Annotated in this window: 15 protein-coding genes and 1 pseudogene; 8 read left to right on the plus strand and 8 right to left on the minus strand. The window is 70.3% G+C overall.

Translation table 11 applies throughout. From position 1 onward, the window contains the following. Positions 1-64: 64 nt before the first annotated feature. On the minus strand, positions 65-1,102 hold the full coding sequence (locus AB0A63_RS02425; RefSeq protein WP_360384435.1) for a glycosyltransferase: 1,038 nt from the start codon (positions 1,100-1,102) through the stop codon (positions 65-67). 233 nt (positions 1,103-1,335) lie between these two features. Here AB0A63_RS02425 and AB0A63_RS02430 point away from each other — a divergent pair, with 233 nt between their 5' ends. From AB0A63_RS02430 to AB0A63_RS02440, 3 genes are read left to right on the plus strand one after another with little or no spacing between them, the layout of a single operon-like run. Then, entirely contained in the window at positions 1,336-1,494 is a 159-nt protein-coding gene (locus AB0A63_RS02430; RefSeq protein ID WP_360384437.1) for a CopG family transcriptional regulator, read from the plus strand. Beyond that, positions 1,491-1,838 carry a VOC family protein gene (locus AB0A63_RS02435; protein ID WP_360384439.1) on the plus strand — a complete coding sequence of 116 codons (348 nt, stop codon included), beginning with the start codon at positions 1,491-1,493 and terminating at the stop codon, positions 1,836-1,838. Before AB0A63_RS02430 ends, AB0A63_RS02435 begins: the two co-directional genes overlap by 4 nt. Beyond that, positions 1,835-3,091, plus strand: a complete 1,257-nt coding sequence (locus tag AB0A63_RS02440; protein WP_360384441.1) for an MFS transporter — start codon at positions 1,835-1,837, stop codon at positions 3,089-3,091. The genes AB0A63_RS02435 and AB0A63_RS02440 overlap by 4 nt, the downstream gene beginning before the upstream one ends. Before the next feature lie 104 nt (positions 3,092-3,195). Here AB0A63_RS02440 and AB0A63_RS02445 read toward each other — a convergent pair whose 3' ends face one another. From AB0A63_RS02445 to AB0A63_RS02455, 3 genes are read right to left on the minus strand one after another with little or no spacing between them, the layout of a single operon-like run. Further along, positions 3,196-3,462: a DUF6510 family protein gene (locus tag AB0A63_RS02445; protein WP_360384443.1), complete on the minus strand. Its 267-nt coding sequence runs from the start codon at positions 3,460-3,462 to the stop codon at positions 3,196-3,198. A gap of 13 nt (positions 3,463-3,475) precedes the next feature. Then, complete coding sequence (locus tag AB0A63_RS02450) at positions 3,476-4,213, minus strand: ferredoxin reductase (RefSeq protein ID WP_360384445.1); 738 nt, start codon at positions 4,211-4,213, stop codon at positions 3,476-3,478. Then, entirely contained in the window at positions 4,183-4,782 is a 600-nt protein-coding gene (locus AB0A63_RS02455; protein WP_360384447.1) for a sulfite oxidase-like oxidoreductase, read from the minus strand. Before AB0A63_RS02455 ends, AB0A63_RS02450 begins: the two co-directional genes overlap by 31 nt. Positions 4,783-4,867: 85 nt before the next feature. Here AB0A63_RS02455 and AB0A63_RS02460 point away from each other — a divergent pair, with 85 nt between their 5' ends. Beyond that, positions 4,868-6,325, plus strand: coding sequence for an FAD-binding oxidoreductase (locus AB0A63_RS02460; protein ID WP_360384449.1), 1,458 nt, complete (start codon positions 4,868-4,870; stop codon positions 6,323-6,325). Between the two features lie 10 nt (positions 6,326-6,335). Then, the gene (locus AB0A63_RS02465; RefSeq protein ID WP_360384451.1) at positions 6,336-7,106 is read left to right on the plus strand and encodes a crotonase/enoyl-CoA hydratase family protein; all 771 of its coding nucleotides are present in this window, start codon (positions 6,336-6,338) and stop codon (positions 7,104-7,106) included. A gap of 95 nt (positions 7,107-7,201) precedes the next feature. On the opposite strand, the gene AB0A63_RS02470 is transcribed toward AB0A63_RS02465, so the two are convergent. Both AB0A63_RS02470 and AB0A63_RS02475 read right to left on the minus strand, forming a co-directional pair. Next, positions 7,202-8,320, minus strand: coding sequence for an acyl-CoA desaturase (locus tag AB0A63_RS02470; RefSeq protein ID WP_360384453.1), 1,119 nt, complete (start codon positions 8,318-8,320; stop codon positions 7,202-7,204). A gap of 77 nt (positions 8,321-8,397) precedes the next feature. Then, a complete protein-coding gene (locus AB0A63_RS02475) occupies positions 8,398-9,453 on the minus strand; it encodes a ferredoxin reductase (RefSeq protein ID WP_360384455.1) in 1,056 nt (351 codons plus the stop codon). Between the two features lie 86 nt (positions 9,454-9,539). Here AB0A63_RS02475 and AB0A63_RS02480 point away from each other — a divergent pair, with 86 nt between their 5' ends. After that, positions 9,540-10,676 (plus strand): helix-turn-helix domain-containing protein, encoded by a 1,137-nt coding sequence (locus AB0A63_RS02480; protein WP_360384457.1) that lies wholly within the window; start codon positions 9,540-9,542, stop codon positions 10,674-10,676. 94 nt (positions 10,677-10,770) lie between these two features. On the opposite strand, the gene AB0A63_RS02485 is transcribed toward AB0A63_RS02480, so the two are convergent. Continuing rightward, a complete protein-coding gene (locus tag AB0A63_RS02485; RefSeq protein WP_360384459.1) occupies positions 10,771-11,079 on the minus strand; it encodes a DUF1540 domain-containing protein in 309 nt (102 codons plus the stop codon). Between the two features lie 231 nt (positions 11,080-11,310). On the opposite strand from AB0A63_RS02485, the gene AB0A63_RS02490 reads away from it, so the two are divergent. Continuing rightward, entirely contained in the window at positions 11,311-11,436 is a 126-nt protein-coding gene (locus AB0A63_RS02490) for a hypothetical protein (RefSeq protein WP_360384461.1), read from the plus strand. Between the two features lie 1,137 nt (positions 11,437-12,573). Continuing rightward, positions 12,574-12,675 (plus strand): annotated as a pseudogene (locus AB0A63_RS02495) (IS5/IS1182 family transposase); the annotation flags it as partial. A gap of 240 nt (positions 12,676-12,915) precedes the next feature. Here the strand turns inward: AB0A63_RS02495 and AB0A63_RS02500 are convergent. Next, the gene (locus AB0A63_RS02500; RefSeq protein WP_360384463.1) at positions 12,916-16,152 is read right to left on the minus strand and encodes an RHS repeat-associated core domain-containing protein; all 3,237 of its coding nucleotides are present in this window, start codon (positions 16,150-16,152) and stop codon (positions 12,916-12,918) included. Between the last annotated feature and the right edge of the window lie 74 nt (positions 16,153-16,226).

Below are 16,226 nucleotides of genomic sequence, written 5' to 3' on the forward strand. Positions count from 1 at the left end.
GCGGCACCGGTGACGTCGTGCCCGGTCTCCTCGGGTCGCACGGCGGGTCACCCCCGCTGCGAGGTCAGCGGCGGCTCGGCACGGGAGTGGCGAGCAGCTGCCGGTAGAGCCGTTCGACGCCGCGTGCGGCGTCCGGCCAGGTGTGGCGGGCGTGGACCCGGTCCACACCGGCGATGCCGCAGGTGATGCGGAACGTCTCGTCGTCCAGGACCATCCGCAGCTTTCTGACCAGCTGCTTCACGTCGTGCGGTGGCACCAGGACGCCGGTGACGCCGTCGATCACGGCATCGGTGAGCCCGCCGACCGCGGTCGCCACCACGGGCACACCGCAGGCCATCGCCTCCAACGGCAGCGCGTCCCACGTCGCCTGCGCCGGCACGCACGCCACGACGTCCGCCGACCGCAACAACGCGGGCAGCTCCGCGCGGCCGACCGACCCGGCCAGCTGTACCCGCTTCTCGACTCCCAGCCGGTGCGCCCACCGCCGCACCCGGTCGGCCTCCCCTGCCGACAGCGCACCCGCGATCACCAGCTCGACCCGCGGCAGCCGCGGCAACGCCGTGACCAGGTCGGTCAGCCCGTTGTCCGCCAGCGGGTCCGCGACGGTGACGATCCGCTGCAGCTCCGATCGTTCCGCGGTGGTGCCGTGCGACTCGAACAGGCCGACGTCGACACCGCGGGACGCGAGCGCGATCCGCCGGCGTGGAATTCCCGCGGCGGCCAGGTCGAGCATCTCCTGCTCGCAGGTAGCGACGACCAGCGCCGCCTCCCTGCCCACCAGCCGTTCGACTCCGGCGCGCTGATCGCGACCGCCGCCGAGGCCGTGGAAGGACTGGACGACGGGCACACCGGAGGGTTGTGCGGCCAGCACGGCCGCCAGACCAGGGCGCCAGAAGTGCGCGTGCACGACCTCGGGCCGTGCGCTCTCCCATTCGGACCGCAGCTCGTCGACGTACCGGCCCAGCTGGGTCTCCGGCAGGTCGGGCGGCTGGTGGTGGACGGTCACGTCGTGCCCCAGCGCGGTCAACGCCCCGGACAACCCGGTGACGTGCACCTCGCGCCAGCCAGGCGCGTCCTGGACGGTGAGCATCGCAATCCTCATGGCGTGAAGCCATCCTTTCCGAACGGAATAGACCGTACGCAAAGGGCTGCATGCTGAACCCGATTTCGAACCTAGCGCAAAGCGCGGTTGCCCGCAGATCGCCGATCCCAAACCTGTGACGGACCCCCAGGTCTTCTTCAGCCGCAGAGGATGTGTCGCGTTGAGACAGTCCAATGTGGACAGAAAGAGACGACGAGTGACACCGGTGGAGCTAGTTTGCTAGCATAGTAGCCATGGCCGGAGAGAAGCAGCAGTTCAACATCTACCTCCCCGCCGCACTGGTGAGACGGGTCAAGCACGCCTCGGTCGACGCGGACGTGTCGCTGTCGGCGTTCGTGGAGCTGGCACTGGAGAGCTACCTGCGCCAGCTGGACGAGGGAGGACGGCGATGAGAGTGGTGCCCATCCGCTACACGGCGGACGTCGCCGCGGCACGGCGCTTCTACCTGGCACTGGGCCTGCGACCGGGTGCGGAGTCCCGGCCGGGCGCCTGGGTCGAGCTGCCGGCCGCCTCCGGGATGGTCGCGCTGCACGACGCGAAGGACGTCGCGGCGGGAACGTGCGAGCTGGCGTTCGAGACCGACGAGCCGCTGGAGGACGTGGCGCGGCGGCTGCGGCTGGCGGGGTTCGCGCCGGGGCCGGTGCTGGACGAGAGCCACGGGCGGTCGCTGCGGGTGCGCGATCCGGACGGGGTGTGGGTGCAGGTCAACGCGCTGGACCGCGAGCTCTGCACGTGACGACGCCACGGACGCCTGCGCTGACGCTGGCCATCGGCATCGTCTCGCTGGAGTTCGCGGCCGCCGTGGCGACCTTCGTGTCCTCCACGCTGCTGCCGGCGGTCGTGCGCGACCTCGACGCGCGCACCTCGGTGGAGCTGCTGATCTCGGGTGCCACGCTGGGCCTGTTCGTGGCGCTGCCGCTGGCCACCCGCGTCCTCGGCCTGACGGGCGCGCGCGGCACGCTCGCCATCGGCGTGCTCGCCTACCCCGCCGGCACCGCGACGGCGGCGACCGCGATGTCGGCCTGGGTGTTCGCGGCGGGGCAGTTCGCCGCCGGGTGCGCGAGCGGGCTGCTGGCGGTGTTCGGCATCAGCGCCGCCATCCAGCACCTCGACGACCAGTGGCGGGTGCGGGTGATCGCGGCGTCGTCGGCGATGTGGGTCCTGCCCGCGCTCGCCGGGCCGGCGGCCACCCTCGCGCTGGAGCACCTGGTCGGGTGGCGGTGGACGTTGCTCGCGCCGGTACCGGTCGTGGTCGCCGGGCGGGTGCTGGTCCTGCGGGCGGCGTCCGGCCCGGTCGACCGCGGCGCGGACCGGCCGCTGTGGCGCACCCTGCTCGTCCCGCTCGGGGTGGGCGTGGTCGTGTTCGGCAACCGGTGGTGGCTCGGGGCCGCCGGCATCGCGGTCGCCCTGGCCGGTGTCGCGTCGATCATGCCCGCGGGCACGCTGCGCGCACGCCGGGGCGCACCGGCGGCGCTGGTGGCGATGACGTTGTTCGCGGTCGGCTACTTCGGCGCGGACAGCCTGGTCACCATCCTGCTGACCGACGGCTACGGCTCGACGATGGCGCGCGCGGCCGTGGTCCTCAGCGCGGCTCCGCTGGCGTGGGCGTTGACCAGCCTGACCGTGCCCCGGCTGCGCCGCGCCGGCCGGGAGCCACCCCCGGCACTCGGCCTCGCGCTCACCGCCGCGGGGGTGGGCGTGCTCGCGGTGGGAGCACCGGTCTTCACCACGGCTGTGGTGGCGTGGACGCTGGGTGGCGCCGGGGTCGGCCTGGCCTACCCCGGCCTGTACCTGCGGTGCACGACCGGTGCGCGGTTCGGCGCGACCGAGCTGGCCACCGCGGTGATCACCGCCGAGGCGTTCGGCGGTCTGCTCGGCCGTGCCGTCGGCGGTGCCCTCGTGTCGGCCGGCGACCTCGTGTTCGCGTACGGGATGTTCGCGGCGTTCCTCGGCCTCGCCGCGGTCGTCGCGAACCGGTCACGCGCCTAAGCCACGCGTCCCGCGACAAGGCCGGGGCACCTCCGGGCTGAGCCACGGGTCACGGCCGAAGCCGCAGTCACAGGCCGGCCGCAGGCCCCGGCCGAAGCCGCGGGTCACGAGCCCAGCGGGATCTCCAGGCTCACCGTGCCGCGCAGGTCCAGCCACGCCCGGTCCGGCCCGCGCACCAGCCGCAGCACGACCTCCTCGCACTCGGGGCAGCGCGCCACCAGGCCCGGCGCGTTGCGGTAGACCCGCAGCGCCGCCACCGAGCCCCGGTGGCCGCAGCCGGCGCACCGGCCGGTCGCCGCGGTCAGGTCCACGGCGAAGATCTCCCGCAGGTCGCCCGCGAGCGCGTTGCCGTCGACGTGGTCGTCGCTCATCGGTGGTCTCCTGTCAGCCGAAGCGCTCGGTGCGCACACGTCGGGGGTCGTGGCCCAGTGCCACCAGGATGTCGGCCACCGTCTCGACGAAGCCGGTGGGCCCGCACACGAAGCAGTTCGGGGTGAAGTCCGGTGGCCAGCCGTGCGTGTTCAACGTGGCCACGCCGATCCGCTTCGGTTCCGGCGCGCCGTCCGGGACCCGCCGCGTGTGCACGAGGTGCACGTCCAGACCGGCGTCCTCGCGGGCACGCCGGCGCAGCTCGTCGGCGAAGTACACGTCCTCGGGCGTGCGCACCGAGTACACCAGCCGGAACGGCACGCGGCTGCCCTGCTCGGCCCGCGCGCGGACCATCGCCATCAGCGGCGCGATGCCGGAGCCGCCCGCGACGAGCAGCACCGGTGCCGGATCGGTCGCGCGCCAGACGAACCAGCCGCCCACCGGGCCGCGCAGCTCCACCTGGTCGCCTGGGGAGAGCACGTCGCACAGGTACGGCGAGACCTCGCCGTCGGCCACCCGCTGCACGGCCAGCTCGACCCGGTTGCCGTCGGGTGCGGAGGCGATGGAGTAGCTGCGCTGCACCGAGTAGCCGTCCTCGGCGGTCAGCCGCACGTCGACGTGCTGGCCGGCCAGGTGACCCGGCCAGTCCGGCACGTCGAGCACGAGGCTGCGCGCGCTCGCGGTGATGGCCCTGTTCTCGGCGACCGAGGCCACCCGCCAGGTCAGTCGCCCTGATACCGCTGTTCGCGCCATGGATCTCCGTAGTCGTGATAACCGGCGGTTTCCCAGAACCCCGGTTCGTCCTCCAGCAGCAACTGGATCCCGCGGACCCACTTCGCCGACTTCCAGAAGTACAGGTGCGGCACCAGCAACCGGGCCGGACCGCCGTGCTCGGGCGTGATCTCGTCGCCGTCGTAGCGGTAGGCGATCCAGGCCTGCCCGTCGAGCAGGTCCTCCAGCGGCAGGTTCGTCGTGTAGCCGCCGTAGGACTGGACGAGCGCGAAGTCCGCCGCCGTCTCGACCTCCTCCAGCAGCACGTCGAGCGAGACGCCCTTCCACCGCGTGCCGAGCTTCGACCACTTGGTGACGCAGTGGATGTCCGTCGTGATCTTCTCGGCCGGCAGCTCCATCAGCTGCTGCCACGACCAGACGTGCCTGTGCCCGGCCTCGGTGCTGATGGTCAGCTCCCACCGGTCGGTCGGCACCCGCGGCGTCGGGCCCGCGGTGAGGACCGGGAAGTCCTCTGCCAGGTACTGCCCTGGCGGGAGCTGCACGTCGGAGGACCGGCGCCGCCCGGAGAAGCCAGGAGAGACGATTGCCATGGGCACAAGTAGACGACACCCGCTCGCCGAACGCCACGGGTGATCACGACATGCCGTGATGATCACGTCGTGCCACGATGGCCGCGTGGCAGTCGATCGACGCAGCTTCCTCCTGGCCGCCGGGCTGACGGGCGCCGCCACCGCGCTGGCCGCCTGCACCGGCGCCCCTCCCCCGACGCCGACCTCGACCCCGACGCCGGCAGCGGCCGCACCGTCCAGTTCGTCCGTTCCGAGTGGACCGCCGGACTGGGCGGCGCTGCGGGCGCGGCTGTCCGGTCAGCTGCTGCTGCCCGACCAGGAGGGGTTCACCTACCAGGGTTTCAACCCGGTGTGGAACCAGCGCACCCCCGCCGCCGTCGCGCGCTGTGCGTCGGCCGACGACGTGCGGGCGTGCGTCGAGGCGGCCCGGCGGCGGGTGCCGATCGCCGCCCACGGCGGTGGCCACAGCTACGCGGGTTACTCCTCGCCGGAGGACGGCCTGCAGGTCGACCTGCGCGAGCTCGCCGCGGTGGAGGTGCTGCCCGGTGACCGGGTCCGCGTCGGGGCCGGCGCCCAGCTCGGCGAGGTGGCGCGGGTGCTCGCCGCGTCCGGCCGGTGCCTGCCCACCGGCACGTGCCCGACCGTCGGCGTCGCCGGTCTCACGCTCGGCGGCGGGATCGGCGTCCTCGCCCGCAAGTACGGGCTGACCTGCGACCACCTGGTCTCGGCCACGGCGGTCACCGCCGACGGCCGGGTCGTCACCGCCTCGGCCGAGCAGGAGCCAGACCTGTTCTGGGCGTTGCGCGGCGGTGGCGGCGGGAACTTCGCGATCGTCACCGAGCTCGTGTTCGGCACGGTGCCCGCGCCGCAGGTCACCGTCTTCTCGTTGCAGTACAACGCCGGTGTCGCCGACGTGCTCGGCGCGTGGCAGGGCTGGATCGCGCAGGCGCCGAACGAGCTGTGGTCCAACGTCGTGGTGCGCGGTGCCGCCGAGCCGACCTGCCGGGTCGGCGGCTGCTTCGTCGGCACCCCCGGCGAGCTGACCTCGCTGCTGGCGGCGCTGCCCGCGCCCGCGTCCCGGTTCGTCCAGCCGCAGAGCTACCCCGAGGCCACGCAGTACTTCGCGGGCACCGGGATCCAGCACGAGTCGTTCGTGGCGTCGTCGCGGATCGTGCAGAAGCCGATCAGCGACCCCGCGCGGGCCGTGGCGCTGATGAACGGCCAGTCCAGCGAGTCGTACCTGATCTTCGACGGCCTGGGAGGCGCGGTGTCCGATGTCGCGCCGGCCGCCACCGCGTTCCCCCACCGCACCGCGCTGGCCTGCGCGCAGGTCTACTTCAAGACACCGCCGACCGACGCCACCGCGACCGCGCAGGCGATGGGCCAGGTGCGCGACGGGCTCGGCGAGCTGGTCGGCGACTCCGGTTACGTCAACTACATCGACCCGCAGCTGCCACGATGGGCCGAGGCGTACTACGGCGACAACCTGGCCCGGTTGCGGGACGTCGCGCGCAGGTACGACCCGGACGGGGTGTTCGCCTTCACCCAGTCCGTTCCGCGCTGAGGGAGGGTTCGTGGAGGACGTCCGCGTCGAGGTGTCCGGCACCACCACGCTGATCTGGCTGGACCGCCCGGACCGGCGCAACGCGGTCGACGGCCCGATGGCCGCGCAGCTGCTGGAGGCGTTCCGGGCGTTCGAGGCCGACCCCGCGCAACGGGTGGCGGTGCTGGCCGGTGCGGGCGGCACGTTCTGCGCGGGCGCGGACCTGACGTCGGTCGGCGATCCCGCGCGGCGCAACGAGCTCGACCCCGCGGGCGGCGGTGGCGGTCCGATGGGGCCGACCCGGTTGCGGCTGAGCAAGCCGCTGATCGCGGCCGTCAGCGGGCACGCCGTGGCGGGCGGGCTGGAGCTGGCGCTGCTCGCGGACCTGCGGGTCGTGGAGAGCGACGCGGTGTTCGGGGTGTTCTGCCGGCGCTGGGGCGTGCCGCTGATCGACGGCGGCACGGTCCGGCTGCCCAGGGTCGTCGGCCTGGGCCGGGCGCTGGACCTGATCCTCACCGGCCGCCCGGTCGCCGCCGACGAGGCGCTCGCGATGGGACTGGCCAACCGGGTCGTCGAACCCGGTCAGGCGGTCGCGGCGGCGCTGGAGCTGGCCGAGCAGATCGCCGGGTTCCCGCTCGAGTGCGTGCTCGCGGACCGGGCGTCCACCTACGCGGGGCTCGACCTGCCGCTCGCGGAGGCGTTGCGCGCGGAAGGCGCGGCCGGTGTGCCGGTCGTGGCCCGTGAGGGTGCGGCCGGCGCCGCCCGGTTCACGGACGGCGCCGGAAGACACGGCACCTTCTGAGCAGGTTGCCAGCTGTCGTGCCTTTGACGCCCCAAGTCGTACTTGCAGACGCCTGAGCAGCAACGAGGGGGCGGACAAAGCTTTTGGCCAGGTGCTCAGGCGGCGACCAGTTCCTTCTCGGACTTCTTCGTCGTCTGCTTGACCTTCTTGTTCGGCAGCGAGAGCCGGAAGACCTTGTGCCACGCGGAGAACACCTGCTTGGGCAGCGGTCCGCTGACGTAGTCCAGCTCGTACTTCTCGAACAGGGCCTTCACCTTGACCGCGACCTCGGCGTACCGGTTGCTCGGCAGGTCCGGGAACAGGTGGTGCTCGATCTGGTGCGACAGGTTGCCGGTCATGATGTGCATGGCCTTGCTGCCGCTGATGTTCGCCGAGCCCATCATCTGGCGCAGGTACCACTGGCCGCGGGTCTCGCCCCTGATCGAGCGGCGCTCGAAGACCTGCACGCCCTCGGGGAAGTGACCGCACATGATCACCGAGTGCGACCACAGGTTGCGGACCAGGTTCGCGGTGAACGTCGCGGCGAGCGTGGTGAGGAACGACGGACCCGACAGCAGCGGGTGGATCACGTAGTCCTTGAGCACCTGCTTGCGGATCTTGCGGCCGACCGCCTTGGCGCGGGCGCGGAACTCGGGGTTGTTGCGGCGGCGCTTGTGCAGGTTCTTGCCGAGCTCCAGGTCGTAGGCGGCGATGCCGTACTCGAAGAAGCAGGCGTTGATGAAGTTCCACAGCGGCTGGCCCAGGTGCATCGGGTGCCACTTCTGGTCCTCGTCGACGCGCATGATGCCGTAGCCGAGGTCGTTGTCCTTGCCGATCACGTTGGTGTACGTGTGGTGCAGCTCGTTGTGCGAGTGCTTCCACTGGTCGGCCGGCGAGACGTGGTCCCACTCCCAGGTGGTGGAGTGGATCTTCGGGTCGCGCATCCAGTCCCACTGCCCGTGCAGGACGTTGTGACCGATCTCCATGTTCTCCAGGATCTTCGCCACGGACAGGCCGGCGGTGCCGATGAGCCACGCGGGCGGGAAGATCGAGAACAGCAGGATGCCGCGGCTGGTCAGCTCCAGCTTGCGCTGCACCGAGATCACCTTGCGGATGTAGGCGGCGTCCTTCTCACCGCGGCTCGCGATCACCTCGTCGCGGATGGCGTCGAGCTCGCGGCCGAGCTCCTCGATCTGCTCGTCGGTGAGGTGGGCGGTGGGGTCGATGGCGGTCATGGAGCTCGCTTTCGAGGGGTTCGGCGGCTGGAGGTGGGCCGCTTCGCGGGGGAAGGATGTCTGTGGTGGGGTGCGGGTCAGCGTTCGAGCTCGCACGGACCCGCGGCAGCGGACACGCAGGTCTGCACGAGCACGCCCGGCTCTGCCTCGGTGATCTCGCCGGTGCGCAGGTCGCGGACGGCACCGGACTTGAGCGGCGTGACGCAGCCGAAGCAGATGCCCATGCGGCACCCGGAGGGCATCAGCACGCCGGCGCTCTCGCCGACGTCCAGCAGCGGGGTGGCGCCGTCGGCCTCGACGGTCTTGCCCGTGGTGCCGAACGTGACCTCGCCACCCTCGCCGGCGACGACGACGGTCGGGCGGAACCGCTCGGTGTGCAGGCGCTCGGGGATGCCGTGCCGGGCCCAGTGCGCTTCGGCGGCGTCGAGCAGGCCCGCGGGACCGCAGGCCCAGGTCTCGCGCTCGGCCCAGTCGGGCACGAGGTCCTCGAGCCGGGCGACGTCGAGCATGCCGTGGGTGTCGGTGTGCAGCTCCAGCAGCCGCAGCGCCTTGTCGGCGACGAGGTCGTGCAGGTCGTTGCGGAAGATGACGTCCTCTTCGCGTGGCGCGGAGTGGATCATCACCACGTCGTCGAGCCGGGTGTCGCGCAGCATGCCCATCGCGGGCGTGATGCCGCTGCCGGCGGTGAGGTAGAGGACCTTGGCGGGCTTCGCGGCGGGCAGCACGAACTCGCCGGTGGCCTGGTCGAGGTGGATCACCATGCCCGGCTTGGCCTTGCGGACCAGGTGGTTGCTCACCTTGCCGTCCGGGATGGCCTTGACGGTGATCGTGATGCGGCCGTCGGCGCGGTTCGTCGGTGACGTCACCGAGTACGCGCGCCACAGGCGCACGCCGTCGACGTCGACACCGACGCGGATGTACTGGCCGGCGACGTGACCGCGCCAGCCTCTGCCCGGCCTGATCACGATGGTCGCGGCGTCCCCCGTCTCGGGGTGGACGGCCTCGATGCGACCACGCAGGTCAGCGCCCGCGCGCAGCGGGCTCACCAGGTCGAGGTAGTCGGACGGCAGCAGTGGCGTCGTGACCAGCTCAAGCAGTTTCCACGCCCTGCTGCGTAGGGCGGCACTCGTCATGACTCCAGCTTGATGCGCCACAGGGCGTAAAGTCCTGTCCGCAGGACGTGAATTTGCTCGACCAGATTGTTCGCAGGGAACAAATCGTGACTCAGGCAATGCGGCGGGCCACCGAATTGGCCCTGGACGAGACGACGGTCACCGCGCTGCGGGCGGCCCTGAAGACCACGGCCGACGAGGTGGTGCAGGCCATCATCGACGAGGTGCCGAGCTACGCCGGTGCCCTGTCGGGCCGGATGGGCGGCACGATACGGCGTGCGGTGCGCACGGCGCTCGGACATTACCTGGACCTCGCGGGTGGCGTGGCCACCGGTGGGGACGCGAGCGACGCCGCCTACGAGCTCGGCCGCGGCGAGGTCCGCGACGGCCGTTCGATGGACGCCCTGCTCAGCGCCTACCGCGTCGGTGCGCGCGTGGCCTGGCGCGGGCTCGCCGAAGGCGCCGTGGCGGCCGGTCTGCCCGCCGAGGAGGTGGCGAAGTTCGCGGAGCTGACCTTCGCCTACATCGACGAGCTGTCCGCCGCGTCGGCCGCCGGTCACGCCGACGAGCTGGCCGCACGCGGCATGGCCCACGAGCGGCACCTGGAACAGCTCGCCCGCGACCTGCTGACCGGCGCGGGCGCCGAGGCGCTGCTGGCCTCGGCGAACCGGGCCGGCTGGCCACCGCCCACGACGGTGACCGTGGTGCTGCTGCCCGCCGCGCAGGCCCGCCCGGCGTTCCGCGCGCTCGACCCCGGCACGCTGGTGCTGGACGACCTGCCGGACGCGACCGGCGTCCTGCTGGTGCCCGACGCCGACCGCGCGCACCTGTTGCGCCAGCTGACCGACCGCAGCGCCGTTGTCGGTCCCGCGCGACCTTGGGTGCGTGCGTCAGCCTCATACGCACGGGCGTTGCGCGCGCGTGCGGTGTCGGCGGACATCCGTGACACCGAGCAGCACTTGGTCGAACTGGTGCTGACCGCCGATGCCGACGCGTACGCCGACCTGCGCGCACGCGCGTTGGCCCCCTTGCGCGCGCTGCCGGAGAACTCGGCGCGCCGGCTGGAGGAGACGTTGCGGGCGTGGCTGCTGCACCAGGGGCGGCGGGAAGAGGTGGCGACGGCGTTGTTCGTGCACCCGCAGACGGTGCGGTACCGGATGCAGCAGCTGCGGGACCTGTTCCCGGACCTCGGGTCACCGCAGCGGGTGCTGGAGCTGACGCTGGCCCTCGGCCTGGAGCACTAGCGGCGGTGCGCGGCACGCCGTCTGCCCCTGCTTGAACGACGGCACCGCGGCCACGCCGGATGCGTGACCGCGGTGCTGTTCGAGCGCTACGAGCTCAACGCGGCTGGTAGGTCAGGCAGTTGGCCATGTGGTCGCCTTCGCCCTGCCCGACCCGCACGCTCTGCGCGGTGCACTCCAGCGACGCGTTGTGCACGCAGTCGGTCCGGGTGCAGGCGCCCACCTGGGCCATCACCTTGTCCAGGCCGCCCTTGGTGCTCAGCGGGATGAACGTGCCGCAGTCGGCAGCCCCGTTGTCACCGCGCACGGTGATCGCGAAGGCGTGGCAGCCGTCGTGGTTGTAGGAGCAGCCGCTCACGGTGCACTCGTGGACGGCGGGCATCGCCGGGTTCTCGAGGGTGGTCATGTCCGCTCCTGTGATCCGTGGTGGGAATGTGGTCCGGTGATTCGGACGATGCCACCGCTCACCACGGCCCGCAATTCGAACGATAATTAGGCTAGCCTTCCCTTTCGGGATTCGACAATGACCCGGAACCGGGCGTTGAGCTGCGGATACATGCTGCGGCCGCATTCACCTCACCATTCTGGTCGCGATCCAAACACCCCCGTCCGTGGACTATCTCCACGCAGTCCGCACATGCGAGCGGACCGATCGGTCACGGACGTCGGGCTCGTGATCCTCGCGATCCCGTGGCACCGGTTCGGCGAGCTCGACCCGGCGCCGTTCGCAGGCAAGGTCGTCGTGGACGCGATGAACCACTGACCACCCGCCGACCGCGCACTCGGCGTCGCCGGCGACGACCCGGCCGCTCTCGCGCTGGTGGCGGAGTTCCTGGCGGACATCGGGTTCGACCCGGTGCCGGTAGGCGCTCTTGCAGCAGGACGACTGCTCGAACCCGGCAGCCCGGTGTTCGGCGGCGCAGTCGACTGGGTCACTCTGGAAGGGGAACTCCAACACGCAAACCCGGGACTGATCCCGTGTTCATCTGAACACAGGAAGTCATGATCGCGGGAGCAGCGAGCCTTTTCCAACCTGTTTTGGCAGGTCAGGGCGCTGTCGCGAAAGCGCTGCGCGTCGTCGGCGCGCAGAAACGCTCTCACGCTGCCACCACACTGAGTTGGTTGCAGTTACAGGCGAATGACAACGTTGTCAGATCACCCCAATTACCGCCAACCGGCCTATGTTCGCCAGTGAGAGCGCGACCATCAAGATCGTGAACGCGGTAACAGCGGGCCACCTGACAACGCGGGATTCGTCACGTGTTCCGGTCCACCGCAGCCGACACGCGACCTGGGCTGGGCACGACCACGCTTGCACATGCCCGGTGGTTCCGGAACGTCCACCGGCGGGTTCGACGGCGTCGTTGTCGCCGAGGAGCAGACCACCTTCGTGCCGGCCGGCACGAGCGCACGGGAGCTTTCGGCGTAAAAGACCACCCAGGGCAAGGGCGACAGCGAGTACCCGAAGAGGCTCACCGGTCCGAACGGCGAGGCCCCAGGAGAGATCATCTGCGTTCAGGTCGTTCTGGCCGCGTGGCCGAAGGCTCCCGAACGGGAGGTAGCACGACGCCAGGAGAAGCGCCGGCTCAACGTGCGGGCCTACGACGTTGATTCGCTCGACACCCCTCGATGCGGCCATCGTCCTGGCGAACCGGGAATCCTCCTCGGCGCTTCTGCTGAAGGAGATGGGTTCCGGGCCAGGATCACGTGACCTACCTGCTCGGCAACCGCGATTTCGGCCATGAACAGGCATACCGGCTCGGCACGCTTGCCCGACGCAGTTTGCCCGCTCTGCGGCGGCGTCTCGCGGTGTGTCCCGACACCTTCGTGCCGAAGTGGGGCTCGGAACCCGCAGCCGTCCGTGCGCAGGCAGCTTCTCCTCGGGGGCTGGGACGAACAAGCTGGTCAACTCCGGACTCGTTCCCGTGCGGTGGCCGCGGACAAGGCCCACTCCTCCAAAGCCGACCGAGCCTGCCTGCGGCGGCGGCGCATCACCGCGGTCGCATCGAAGACACATGTGATGGCGGTTCTTGCAGGTCTGCCGGAAGTCATGCCGCACAACCGGACCACCGCCCACGCAAAGCGCTCGACTGGGACACCCCAGCCGAGCGCCCGACCACGCTCCTGGCCGAAACCAGGTGACCACCTTTCTCGCGATGACCCCTGATATTTGTGCGGGTGCCGCGGCTACTTCCTCAGCACCTGTCGATACGGCGTGTTGAGGGACGGCCTCGTTGTGGGATCAATCGCCGAGCCCGTTCGATATCCAGTTCGTGATGACGCCGGTCAAGCACGCTCCGGCAGCAGCGGCGGTCACAGCTCCAGGGCCGGCGGGCCACGCGTAGATGGCAGCACCCACGGCGCCGGCGAGACACGCCCTTGAGGTATCGGCGTACAGGCCAGTGGGGTCGACGCGGTTGACGGGGTTGCCGCCGACGTAGGCGTACCGGCTGGCGATGTCGGGCTCGAGGATCAGGCTGATGGGGTCGAGAGCAGTCCAGTTGCCGGTGGCCGAGTCGTGCCAGCGGACGCCGTGTTTGAGCCAACCGGTGTTCTCGTCGAGCAGACCTCGGGTGTGACGAATGGGGTTGGACGAGGCTGCGGTTCCGGTGGCGCTGAGCTGTTTTCCGGCGGGGTCGTAGGTGTAGGTGGCGGACACGGCTCCGGCGTTGGTGATCAGGTTGACCGGGCTGCCCTGGTTGTCGAGCGCGTAGTAGTGGACTCCGGCAGGGGTGTGCAAGGCGATGGGGGAACCGGTGGGGTCGGTGTCGATGTAGCTGGTTTGACCGTCTTTGGTGATCGACTGCAGCATCGGGACACCGTTGGTGTCGTTGCGTCCGTAGACGTAGCTCGTTGTGCTCCCCCCGGTGGTGGAGGAGACGAGCTCGTTCTGGTCGCCACCGCCCCATGTGTAGGTGCTCGAAGACGATCCTTGAGTACGGGCGGTGGTTTGGCCTGCCGCGTTGTAGGTGAAGTTGCCCCGGGTCGGGTCGGCGGTGCGGTTCCCGGCGGCGTCATGGCTGTAGCCGGTGTTCGAGATCTGGTTGCCCGTGTTGTAGGTCAGGGTCTGCGCGGTGGTGCCGTCGACCTTCGCAGTGAGCCTGTTGCCGGCCTTGTCGTAGGTGTAGGCGTAGTCGTGACCGCCGAGGTTCGAGACCGCGGTGAGCCGGTTGGAGGTGTCATAGCTGTAGAGAGACAGCGCGGAGTTCAAGTTGTCGGTCGACCACTTGATCAGACCTGTGTCGGTGCCGGCCGATGCCGACGGGCACGCTTGCCCGGCGACGTGGGGCGAGTAGCAGAACCCCGTGTCGAACGTCTTGGTCGCGTCGTTGGACGCGCGTGAGGTCCAGGTCCGTGAGATCCGACCGGCCTTGTCGAAGACGGTTTTCGTGTGGGCTGCGAAGGTGGTTCGGGAGGCGTTGGCGTTGAACCAGGTGTCGGTGCGCTTGCCGTTGTCGTCATAGGCGAAAGCGGTCTTCTGCCCGTTCGGCAGGGTCATCTCGGTGACTTGGTTGGCCGCGTCGTACACGTAGCCGGTGGTACCGCGGGCGTCGGTCTTCGACGTCAGGTTGCCTGCCTTGTCGTAGCCGTAGGACAGTGTGCCGCCGCCGGAGGTCGCGGTGCGCGAGGTGACCCGGTTCTGAGCGTCGTAGGTGAACGTCGTCGTGCCCGAGGCGTCGGTCCGGGTGAGCACGTTCCCGGCATCGTCGTAGGTGAAGGCCACGTCGGGCGTGGTGTCGGAGTACTGGATGGTCTTGACCCGATCGGCGCGGTCGTAGGCGTAGATCGTGCGCAGTCCGCGACCGTCGCGGACTGCGTGCAGCCGTCCGAACCCGTCGTAGGAGATCACCGTCGGTGCCAGGCTCGAGCCGGCCGGCGGGGTGATGTCGGTGACCTGGTGATCGGTGTTGGCGGTGTAGTCGGTGAGGTTGTCGCGCGGGTCGGTGGAGGTGTTGAGGGTGCCGTCGGCGTTGTAGTCGACCTTCGAAGTCGCGCTCGCGGTGGCGTTGGTCGAACTGAGCGGGTTGCCGGCGCCGTCGTAGGTGAGCAGCTTGTTGTTGCCCTGTTCATCGGTACCGCCGGACGGCAGGTACCTCGCCGCTCCGGTGTTGGCGTAGGTGGCGGTGGACTTCGCCCCGGTCGGCGACGTGATGCTGGTCAGCGACTCACCGGCGTTCACGGCCGGGTCGTGCCCGAAGACGGTGACGCCTCCGGTGCCGCTGGTCGAGGTCGCGACGTCGTGGAACGGGGTGTAGGTCTTGGCCCGTCCCCGGCCGAGCGGGTCGGTCACGGACGTCACGAGTTCCTGGGCGTTGAGGAAGTAGTCGGTCTGCGGGCCGTTGGCGGGAGTGGCCTCGGTGTTGTTCGGGCTCGCGACCAGCGTCTCCCCGGCGGAGTAGTAGGTGAATCGGGTTGCCGCGCCGCCGGCCGGGTTCTCCTGGGTCACTTTCTTGACCCGGTGCGAGGTGTCGTACTGGATGGCCGTCTGCTTGCCGGCGCCGTTGGTGATCGTGGTCAGATCGCCGGTGGTCGCGTCGTAGCCGAAGCGGGTGTCCCGCGAGGTCGGGTCAGTGATCTTGGTCAGCTTGCCTGAGGTGTAGGTGTAGACGACGCTGCGGGGAGTGCCTTCGTCGCCGGTCTGGGCGATGGTGGTGAGGTTGCCCGACCAGGTGAGGTTCGCCGTCCGGGCACCGGTACCGCCGCGGGTCGACACGATCTGGGTCAGCTTGCCGGAGGTGTAGGTGAACGTGGAGGTCTGGGCGTTGCGGTCCCTGATCGACACCAGCCGTCCGGTCGAGTCGAACGCCGACACCGAGTTGCTGTCGTGGTCGGTGATCGTCCAGCCCGAGGCGGTCTTCACCATCGCGACCTTGAAACCGGCAGGTGCCGTGTACGCCGTCGCACCGGAGGGCTGGAACAGGCCCTCGCGGCCTTCGGGCGCGAGGTAGAGCACGGAGTTGTCGGAGTTCAGGACCACCTTGGTGTCCTGGCCGACCCTCATCGCCCATCCTGCGCCGGCCGATCCGGACGGCAGCGCGGCGCCCGTGCCCAGACGCAGGCTGTTGTAGGTCAGACCCAGCTGAAGATCGCCCTGGATGCCGGGCAGCGCCAGGTCGGAGGTCGTGACCAGCAGATTGCCGGTACCGACGTCGACCGACGCGGACACCTTGTCGGAGATCGAGAATGGAATCCGGGTCGCCGATGGGCGAGGACCGGTCATGCCTGCAGTCAGTACTGCGGCGGCCTCTGCCGGAGTCGGCGCAACCGCGACGACACTGCCGGAAAGCAGCATCAGCGCAACCACTGCGGCGTTCACCGAACGACGGCACAGCATACTTCGGTTTAACAAATCATCCCCTTGGGCTGTGAATGGACTTCCTGTGTTTTCGCGCGATGTTCGTGACCGCACGGCCACGCCACACGATGCCGACGCACCTGCACCCGGACAACACGCCACCATCCCGACATGGCGCGACATGCCCTGACCAGGCTCTACCTCCGAGCATGGGATGACTGCCATACTGGCCCGTGACACCTGAGCTTGGGGAGGGC

This window comes from Lentzea sp. NPDC042327 (genome assembly GCF_040647275.1).
In the GTDB taxonomy this organism is placed as follows: Bacteria; Actinomycetota; Actinomycetes; order Mycobacteriales; family Pseudonocardiaceae; genus Lentzea.